The organism is Streptomyces sp. ADI96-02 (assembly GCF_003846185.1).
GTDB lineage: Bacteria > Actinomycetota > Actinomycetes > Streptomycetales > Streptomycetaceae > Streptomyces.
On record NZ_ML123034.1, the window covers coordinates 3,857,326 to 3,865,695 of the forward strand.

At 74.6% G+C, this 8,370-nt stretch carries 8 protein-coding genes and 1 pseudogene; 5 read left to right on the forward strand and 4 right to left on the reverse strand.

Features of this window, described 5'->3' with window-relative positions; genetic code table 11:
• The 3 genes and pseudogenes from EES43_RS31420 to EES43_RS31730 form a co-directional block, all read left to right on the forward strand.
• Positions 1–243: pseudogene (locus tag EES43_RS31420) on the forward strand (DoxX family protein); the annotation flags it as partial.
• Positions 240–731 carry a Zn-ribbon domain-containing OB-fold protein gene (locus EES43_RS16990; RefSeq protein ID WP_124269499.1) on the forward strand — a complete coding sequence of 164 codons (492 nt, stop codon included), beginning with the start codon at positions 240–242 and terminating at the stop codon, positions 729–731. The pseudogene EES43_RS31420 and the gene EES43_RS16990, both read left to right, overlap by 4 nt.
• Before the next feature lie 233 nt (positions 732–964).
• Complete coding sequence (locus tag EES43_RS31730) at positions 965–2,233, forward strand: calcium-binding protein (protein WP_164493188.1); 1,269 nt, start codon at positions 965–967, stop codon at positions 2,231–2,233.
• Positions 2,234–2,579: 346 nt separating this feature from the next.
• Here the strand turns inward: EES43_RS31730 and EES43_RS16995 are convergent, their stop codons facing one another.
• The 4 genes from EES43_RS16995 to EES43_RS17010 all read right to left on the reverse strand — a co-directional run bounded on the left by EES43_RS16995 (position 2,580) and on the right by EES43_RS17010 (position 6,301).
• Positions 2,580–3,164 carry a PspA-associated protein PspAB gene (locus tag EES43_RS16995; protein ID WP_124269500.1) on the reverse strand — a complete coding sequence of 195 codons (585 nt, stop codon included), beginning with the start codon at positions 3,162–3,164 and terminating at the stop codon, positions 2,580–2,582.
• Between the two features lie 80 nt (positions 3,165–3,244).
• Positions 3,245–4,156, reverse strand: a complete 912-nt coding sequence (gene htpX, locus EES43_RS17000) for a zinc metalloprotease HtpX (protein ID WP_124269501.1) — start codon at positions 4,154–4,156, stop codon at positions 3,245–3,247.
• Positions 4,157–4,287: 131 nt separating this feature from the next.
• A complete protein-coding gene (locus tag EES43_RS17005; RefSeq protein ID WP_124269502.1) occupies positions 4,288–4,965 on the reverse strand; it encodes a pyridoxine/pyridoxamine 5'-phosphate oxidase in 678 nt (225 codons plus the stop codon).
• Between the two features lie 154 nt (positions 4,966–5,119).
• Entirely contained in the window at positions 5,120–6,301 is a 1,182-nt protein-coding gene (locus EES43_RS17010; protein WP_124269503.1) for a thiolase C-terminal domain-containing protein, read from the reverse strand.
• A gap of 198 nt (positions 6,302–6,499) precedes the next feature.
• Here EES43_RS17010 and EES43_RS17015 point away from each other — a divergent pair, with 198 nt between their 5' ends.
• Together EES43_RS17015 and EES43_RS17020 are read left to right on the forward strand one after the other, a co-directional pair.
• The gene (locus EES43_RS17015) at positions 6,500–7,786 is read left to right on the forward strand and encodes an acyl-CoA dehydrogenase family protein (RefSeq protein WP_124269504.1); all 1,287 of its coding nucleotides are present in this window, start codon (positions 6,500–6,502) and stop codon (positions 7,784–7,786) included.
• Complete coding sequence (locus tag EES43_RS17020; protein ID WP_124269505.1) at positions 7,786–8,265, forward strand: nitroreductase family deazaflavin-dependent oxidoreductase; 480 nt, start codon at positions 7,786–7,788, stop codon at positions 8,263–8,265. The genes EES43_RS17015 and EES43_RS17020 overlap by 1 nt, the downstream gene beginning before the upstream one ends.
• Positions 8,266–8,370 lie beyond the last annotated feature (105 nt).

The window sequence follows — 8,370 nt, forward strand, 5'->3', positions numbered from 1 at the left end:
GTCATGGCGTACGTCGTCGTCTATGCCGAACTCGCCCTGGGACTGGGCCTGATCGTCGGATTCCTCACTCCGGTCGCGCTGGTGGCCGGGCTCCTGCTGAACCTGCTCTACCTGGTCCTCATGATCCACGACTGGGCCGAGCAGGGGCAGAACGCGATGATGGCCCTGATCTCGCTCGTCGCCCTGTTCGCGATGTCCTGGCAGACGTGGTCCCTGGACGCGGCGATCGGCCTCTTCCTGTGAGCGGCGGCGGCCGGACCGCCTCCGCGCGCTTCGACCTGCCGGAGCCGGACGCCTTCACCCGTCCGTACTGGGACGCGGCGGCGGAGGGGCGGCTGCTGCTGCGCCGCTGTACGGCCTGCGGGCGGGCGCACCACTACCCGCGCGAGTTCTGCCCGCACTGCTGGAGCGAGGACGTGCGGTGGGAGCGGGCCAGCGGCCGGGCCACGCTCTACACCTGGTCCGTCGTGCACCGCAACGACCTGCCGCCCTTCGGTGAGCGCGTGCCGTACGTCGCCGCCGTCGTCGACCTGGCGGAGGGGCCCCGGATGATGACGGAGGTCGTGGAGTGCGCGCACGCCGACCTGCGGATCGGGATGGAGCTGGAGGTCGCCTTCCGCCGGGAGGCCGCCGAGACGCCCGCCACCACGGGGGCCGGGGCCGCTGAGGTCGTGCCGGTGTTCCGGCCCCGGGGCGGCCCGTGTCAGCCCGGGGCGGCGCGTCAGCCGTAGCCGTCGCGGCCGACACCGCACCCGGGTCGCACCCTTCGACGCCGACGCCACTCCCTCGGGGCGGGGCGGGCGTCTCCAACGGGCTATTCCGGGTTGCCGGGTGGGGATCGGCGGCGGACGGTGTGGCGGAAGGGTCTCGCGTGACGGGTGTGCTCGACCGGCAGGTGGGTTCGGCCCTTCTCCCAGTCCATGTCCTGTCCGTCGTGTGTGCTCATCCGTGGAGGAACCCGATCGTGAGTCTGATCGCGCAGGTAGATGAACGCCGTGGCCCCAAGGCCGCGCGTAGATGGAACCGTTCGGCCCGGCAGGCCGGTGTCCTGCTCACCGCGATGGCGTTGCCGGCCGCCTTGGTGGTGGCCACGGCGACGCCCGCGGCGGCGGCACCGGTCACGGTCACCTTCGACGCGGGCGCCGACCAACCGTTCACCGTCCCGGCCGGTGTCACACAGCTGGCGGTCACCGCCACCGGCGCGGCAGGGCAGGACGGCGGGAACGGCGGTGCGGGCGGGGACGGCGCCACGGTCACCGGCACGGTCGCCGTCTCACCGAACGCCACCCTATACGTCAACGTCGGAACAGGCGGAGGCATCGGCGGAAGCACCTCGCCGGTCATGGGGGGTGGCGGCGGAGGTTCCAGTGACGTGCGCACGTGCAGCACCGCCGACCCCGGATGCGACCTGACCGGAGTCCCCGCCACCGACCCGCGTCTCATCGTGGCAGCGGGCGGAGGCGGAGGCGGAACGGGTACCGACAGCCCTTATACCGTCCCGGAGGCCACCGGCGGAGACGCCGGAGACACGGGGCAGGACGGGGGCAGCCGACCGGGCGGCGGCGGGGGCGGCGGGGGCGGAACCCAGACCGCCGGTGGGCCGGGCGGAGCGGCGTGCACCGAACTTACCGGCACCGATGGGACGGCGGGCACGGCCGGCTCCGGTGGAACGGGCGGCGGTGGCTTCGGAGGCGGGGGCGGGGGAGCCGGCTGGTTCGGCGGTGGCGGTGGCGGTGGCTGCTACGACCTCTCCCCTGTTGGGAGAGAGGGGCCCGGGGGCGGTGGCGGCGGGTCGAACCACGTCCCGGCAGGAGGCACCTCCGGGGCCGCCGCAGGACCGGCCCAGGTGACCATCACCTACGAGGCCGCGCCGACGACGTGCGCCACGGCCACGGCGACCATCACCGGCACCAACGGCAACAACGTCCTCAACGGAACCCCGGGCGACGACGTCATCTTCGCGCTCGGAGGCAACGACGTCGTGGACGGACGCGGCGGGAACGACCTGCTCTGCGGCGGCGACGGCAACGACGTTCTCAACGGAGCCGCAGGCAACGACCGCCTCGAAGGCGGCAACGGCAACGACGTCCTCAACGGCGGAGCCGGTGACGACGCCCTCTACGGCGGACCCGGCAACGACACCCTCGCCGGCGGCACCGGAACCAACACCAACGACGGCGGCACCGGCCGCAACACCTGCTCCAGCCCTCGCACCGGACCAGGATGCAACTGACCTGAACCTCATCACCCAGTAAGCCTCTTCCACCCCGCACCGCAGGGTGGAAGAGGCTGTTCCACGCGTGTGGCGGTCGCGGCGGGTGAGGCTCTGCCGACCGGTCTTGGGACGGGGACGCTGAAGCTGAAGCTCACGGCGTCGGGTGAGACGGTCAGCTCGGACCACCGTCCCGAGCTGAACGCGCTCTACGACCACCTCTACTTCAGGGACGGGCCCGACCGCCTCCGCGCAGACGCACCTGGTGAACGGCGTCGGCACCTACGTCGACCTGCCCGGCCTGGCGACATGACCGCCCCGGCGGCATCCTGACCCAGGGGAAGCCGCCGCGGGTCCTCCGGTCGCGTCACAGTCCCGGCGCGCCCCATACCGGGAACCACCGGGAGAGGTCCTTCTCCACCCGGAGGTCGTCGCCGAGCGCACTCCTGACCTGGAGCTCCAGTTGGTTGTCCCGCTTCTCCACGCCGCCGGGCAGCGGGGCGAACGGGTAGAAGGTGCCGCGCTTGTAGAGGTAGACCAGGGCCACGGACCGGCCCTGGGCGTCGCGGAAGCCGATCAGCGAGCACAGCAGCTGCGGGCCGAAACCGCCGTCCTGGAGCAACGTGTTGACCGCGTGCAGGTCGTTGACCAGGGTCGCGGTGTCGTCCGCCGGGTGGCTGGCGAGCAGCCACGTGTAGCCGTACGCGTCCCGGCTGAACTCCACCGGGACGCCGCCGCGCTCGGTGTCCGCGTCCAGCAGTTCCCGTACGTCCTCCTGGAGCCGGGCGAAGCCGCCGCCCTCCGCGCCCGCGAAGCAGACCGAGCCCAGCCCGGTCGGCGTGAAGCCGGTGGCCGCCTGGAGGGTCAGGGCGGCCGAGGGGACGGCGAAGAGCTGGTCGAGGTCGGGGCGGACCGGTTTGCTCCGGCCGAGGATCGCGTCGAGCAGGCCCACGGTTCGTACTCCTCAGAGGGTGGCGGGTCGCGGGGTGGCGGGTCTCGCGGTGGTGGGTCTCGGGCTCGCGGTGGCGGGTCTCACGGGCGGGACAGGTCGGCGGATATCCGGGAGAGCTGGTCCAGGCGCTGCTCCAGCGTCGGGTGCGAGGAGAACAGCCGGCCCAGGCTCTCCTTGGAGGAGAAGGCCGGGACGAAGTAGAACGCGTTGTACGGCTCCGCCTTGCGCAGGTCCTCGGTCGGGATGCGGGCCATCTGCCCGCTGACCTTCGTCAGGGCCGAGGCGAGTGCGGAGGGCCGCCCGGTCAGCAGGGCGGCGGCGCGGTCGGCGGACAGCTCGCGGTAGCGCGAGAGGAGCCGGGTCAGCAGGAAGCTGATGGCGTAGACGACGGCGCTGATCAGCGGGATCAGCAGCAGGATGACACCCATCGGGTCGTTGCCGGGCCTGCTGCGGGCGAAGCCGCCCCATAGGGCCACTCGGGTGATGATGCCCGCCAGCACTCCGAGGAAGGAGGCGATCGTCATGACCGCCACGTCACGGTGGGCGACGTGCGACATCTCGTGGGCCAGGACGCCTTCCAGCTCCTCCGGCTCCAGCCTGCGTAGCAGTCCGGTCGTCGCGCAGACCAGGGCGGACTTCTCGCTGCGCCCGGTGGCGAAGGCGTTCGGCACGTCGCTCTGGGCGATCGCCACCCGCGGCTTGGGCATGTCGGCCAGGGCGCAGATGCGGTCGATCGTGCCGTGCAGCTCGGGGGCCTGCTCGGGAGTGACCTCGCGGGCCCCCATGCCGTACGCGGCGATGCGGTCGCTGAACCAGAACTGCGCGATGAACAGGCCGCCCGTGATGATCAGGATGATCGGCCAGGAGCCGCGCAGGGCCGCGAGGAGCACCCCGACGAACACGACGTACAGCAGACCTATCAGGAACATGGTGGTCACCATGCGACTGGTCAGCCCTCGGTCCGGGGCGTAACGGGAACGGGCTCGTGCCATCGGTGCCTCCCATCGGCTCATCCGCCTCCCATAGTGCTCCTTTCCTGGTTGAACCGGGTAAAGGGGGCGTACGGGAAGCCGTACGGGAGGGCGTACGGCGAGGGGGCGCACGGGAGGGCGTTACGGCTCCCTCAGGGCCACAGCAGCTCGCGGGTCCACGTTCCGGGCCCGGTGGCGCGGTAGCGCAGGCGCAGGTGCCGCCGTCGCGCGTCGCCCTGGAAGAACTCGACCTCCGCCGGTTCCACCACGTACCGGGTCCAGGTCGGGGCCTCGGCGTCCGGCTCCGCCGCCGCCCGTTCCCAGGCCGCGTCGGCCGCCCGGTGCAGCTCCGCCGTCGACTCCAGGAGGCCGCTCTGCGCACCGGTCAGGGCCGCCGCCAGCGCTCCGGTGGAGCGGGCGTGCAGGTCGGCGCTGCTCTCGGCCCGGGTGCCGGTGGTGACCGGGCCGCGTACGCGCACCTGGCGGCCCTGTACGGGCCAGTAGAAGCCGAGGGCCGCGTGCGGGCGGGCGGCGAGCTGGTGGCCCTTGGCGCTGGTGGAGTGGGTGGCGAAGTGCCAGCCGCGCCCGTCGGCGTCGTGCAGGAGGAGCGTGCGGACGTCGGGGCGGTCCGCCGCGTCGACCGTGGCGAGCGTCATCGCGTGCGGCTCCGGCTGTCCGGCGGCCACCGCCTCGGCGAACCAGGCGTGGAAGAGCGGGAGCGGGGCGGGCGGCGCGGTGGCCGGGTCGAAGGACGGCAGCTCGGTGTCCCAGACGGGCCGGGAGCGGAGGAGGTCGCGGAAGGCGCGCTGTGCGGCGTCGGCGTCGTTCATGCCCCCATTCCACACCCCCGCGCGCGCCCCCATTCCACACCCTCGCGCATTCCCGCCCGGGGCCGCTGTGCTGCGGTGCCCGCGGTGCCTGCGGTGCCCGCCCAGGCCGCCGTGCCGCCGCGCCTGCCGTTCCCGCCGTCCGGTCCCGCGCCGGTCAGTCCCGTGCCAGCACCACCGTGCCGGACGAGCAGAACCAGCCGCCCGTCCCCGAGGCCACCGCCAGCTCCGGCAGCCGCCCGCCCGCCGTGCGGACCTGCCGCTGCCCCGCCTCGCCGCGCAACTGGCGTACGGCCTCCACCAGCAGGAACAGCCCGCGCATCCCGGGATGGCAGGCGGAGAGGCCGCCGCCGTCCGTGTTCACCGGGAGCGCGCCGCGCAGCCCGGTACGGCCGTTCTCGACGAACGCGCCGCCCTCGCCCTTCGCGCAGAACCCCAGGTCCTCCAGGGTCACCAGCGTCATGTACGTGAACGCGTCGTAGATCTCCGCCAGGTCGATGTCGGCGGGCCGCACCCCGGCCCGCTCGAAGGCGAGGCGGCCCGAGACGGCGGCGGGGGAGACCGTGAAGTCCTCCCACTCCGACATCGCGGAATGCGACACGTGCTCGCCCGTGCCCAGGATCCACACCGGCGCGCTCGCGGTGTCCGGCACGTACTCCTCGGCGGCCAGCAGCACCGCACAGCCGCCGTCGCTGCGGATGCAGCAGTGCAGCTTGGTGAACGGGTCGGCGACCATGGGGCCGGACAGCACGTCGTCCACCGTGATCGGGTCGCGGAACATCGCCTCCGGATTGGCCGCCGCGTTCGCCCGCGCTTGCACCGCCACCTCGGCGAGCTGCTCCGGCGTCGTGCCGTACTCGTGCATGTGGCGGCGCGCGGCCATCGCGTACTTGGCGATCAGGGAATGCCCGTACGGCACCTCGAACTGGAGCGGGCCGCGCGCCCCGAAGGACAGGTTCGCGGTGCGCCGCCCCGCCCTGACGTCGGCGCGGGCGGTCGAACCGTAGACCAGCAGGACGGCACGCGCCCGGCCCGAGGCGATGGCGTCCGCCGCGTGCGCCGCCATCACCTCCCAGGTGGCGCCGCCGACCGACGTGGAGTCCACCCAGGTGGGCCGCAGCCCCAGGTACTCGGCCACCTCCACCGGAGCGAGGGCGCCGAGCCCGGCCGAGGCGAAGCCGTCGACCAGCGAGCGGTCCAGGCCGGAGTCGGCGAGTGCGCGGCGGGCGGCCTGGGCGTGCAGGGCGTAGGGGGTGGCGTCGTCGACACGTCCGCAGTCCGCGAGGGATATGCCGACGACGGCGACCTTGCGCGGACGGGACGAAGGCGTGGCAGACATGAATCTGACGGTACATCAGATATGGCGGTACGGAACCGGGCCGGACCGGACCGGGCCGGACCGGGCCGGACCGAGCCGGGCCGGGTGCGCCGGGCCTGCCGGGCCGCGCCGGGACTCTGGGAATTCCCGCGCCGCGCGCCTAGCATGACGACCCGTCAGTTCGGGGGCCGCCGGTCCCCGAGGGGAAGGAGCCCGAGGATGGACGCCGCCTTCACCGAGGAACAGGAAGCGATCCGCCGCACTCTGCGCGACCTGCTCGCCGAACACGCCGGGCCCGGCGCGGTCCGGGCCGCCGTCCGCACCCCCGAGGGGTACGACCCGGCGCTGTGGCGCAGGCTCGCCCGCGATCTCGGTCTGCCGGGGCTCGCGCTGCCCGAGGAGTACGGCGGGGCCGGCTGCACCGCCACCGAGTTGGCCCTGGCCTGCGAGGAGACCGGCCGCGCCCTGCTCCCGTCGCCGCTGCTCGCCACCGCCGTGCTCGCCGCCCCGCTGATCGCCGCCCTCGGCACCCCCGGGCAGCGCGCCGGCCTGCTGCCCCGGATCGCCGACGGCTCGCTGACCGCCGCCCTCGCCCTCCCCGGCCCGTCCCCGGCCGCCGCGCTCGGCCTGACCGGTGACAACCGCGACGGAGCCTGGGCGGGCGGCGGCCGGTCGGGCGGCGTCCAGGCCCACCGGGCGGCGGACGGCGGCGGGTGGCGGCTCTACGGCGAGGCCGACCGGGTGCCGGACGGCCACAGCGCCGGGCTGCTGCTGGTCGCCGCGCACGCGGGCGGCTACCCGCGCAGCCGCACGCTCCTCTTCCTCGTCCGGCCCGAAGCGGCGGCGGGGCTCGTCCGCACCCGCCTGACGGCCATGGACGAGACCCGCCCGCTCGCCCGCGTCGAGCTCCGCGACACCGAGGCGGAACTGCTCGGCGCGGACGACGCCCAGGACGTGTTGGGCGCGCTGGCCGGGACCGGCCGCACCGCCGCCGCGGTGCTGGCCGCCGAGGCGGTCGGGACGGCGGCCGGAGCGCTGGAGCGGACCGTGGCGTACGTGAAGCAGCGCGAGCAGTTCGGCCGGGCCATCGGATCGTTCCAGGCGGTGAAGCACCGCCTCGCCGACCTGTACGTACGCGTCGAGGCGGCCCGTTCCGCCGCGTACTACGCGGCCTGGGACCCGTCCGCCGGACCGCTCGCGCTGGCCCAGGCGCTGGAGGCGGCCCGGATCGCCACCGGCGAGGCCGTCCAGTTGCACGGCGGCACCGGCTTCACCTGGGAGCACGAGGCGCACCTGTACTTCAAGCGGGCCGCCGGGGACGAACTGCTCCTGGGGCCCGTGCACCGGCTGCGCGACCGCGCGGCCCGGCTGGCGGGGCTGTTCGGGGCCGCGGACGGTGAGGCCGGGGACGACGGGACCGGGGACGGCGGGACCGGGGGCACGGATGGCGGGGCGGCGGACGCGCGTGCCGCCGGCGCCCGCGCCGCGTACCGGGCGGTCGTCTGATGTCCCGCGGCGTACGCCTGGTGCAGAAGGTCTCCTCCACCCGCGCCTTCGCGCGGATCGCCCCGCACGTCGTGCCCGCACTGGACCGCGTCGTGCACCGGCTCACCCGGGGCAGGGTGCTGCCCAGCGCCCGCATGCTGCCGGGGCTCGTGCTGACGGTGCCGGGCGCGCGCAGCGGGCAGCCGAGGCGGACGCCGCTGGCCTGCGTGCCGGAGGGGCCGGCGGAGAGCACGTGGATCCTGGTCGGCTCCAACTTCGGCCGTACGGGGCATCCGGCCTGGACCGCGAATCTGCTGGCCCGCCCCGACGAGGCCGTCATCAGCCGGCTCGGCCGGGACATCCCGGTGCGGGCGGAGCTGCTGGAAGGGGCGGAGCGGGAGGAGGCGTGGCGGGCGGCGCTGGCCTTCTGGCCGCCGTACGCCGCGTACCAGGAGCGGGTGGAGCGCCGGATCCGGCTCTTCAGGCTGGAGCGCCGGTAGGCGGTTGCCGGCGGGCGGTGAAGGGCGGGGCGGGCGGAGGCGGACAGCGGGTCCGGGAACGCCGGCGGCGGACCACCAGGCGGGTGTGCCCGGTGGTCCGCCGCC

Excerpts from the sequence above, each read along its gene's own strand:
- htpX (WP_124269501.1), bottom strand. The coding sequence starts at position 4,156 with ATGGCACGAGCCCGTTCCCGTTACGCCCCGGACCGAGGGCTGACCAGT.
- EES43_RS17005 (WP_124269502.1), bottom strand. The coding sequence starts at position 4,965 with ATGAACGACGCCGACGCCGCACAGCGCGCCTTCCGCGACCTCCTCCGC.
- EES43_RS17010 (WP_124269503.1), bottom strand. The coding sequence starts at position 6,301 with ATGTCTGCCACGCCTTCGTCCCGTCCGCGCAAGGTCGCCGTCGTCGGC.
- EES43_RS17015 (WP_124269504.1), top strand. The coding sequence starts at position 6,500 with ATGGACGCCGCCTTCACCGAGGAACAGGAAGCGATCCGCCGCACTCTG.
- EES43_RS17020 (WP_124269505.1), top strand. The coding sequence starts at position 7,786 with ATGTCCCGCGGCGTACGCCTGGTGCAGAAGGTCTCCTCCACCCGCGCC.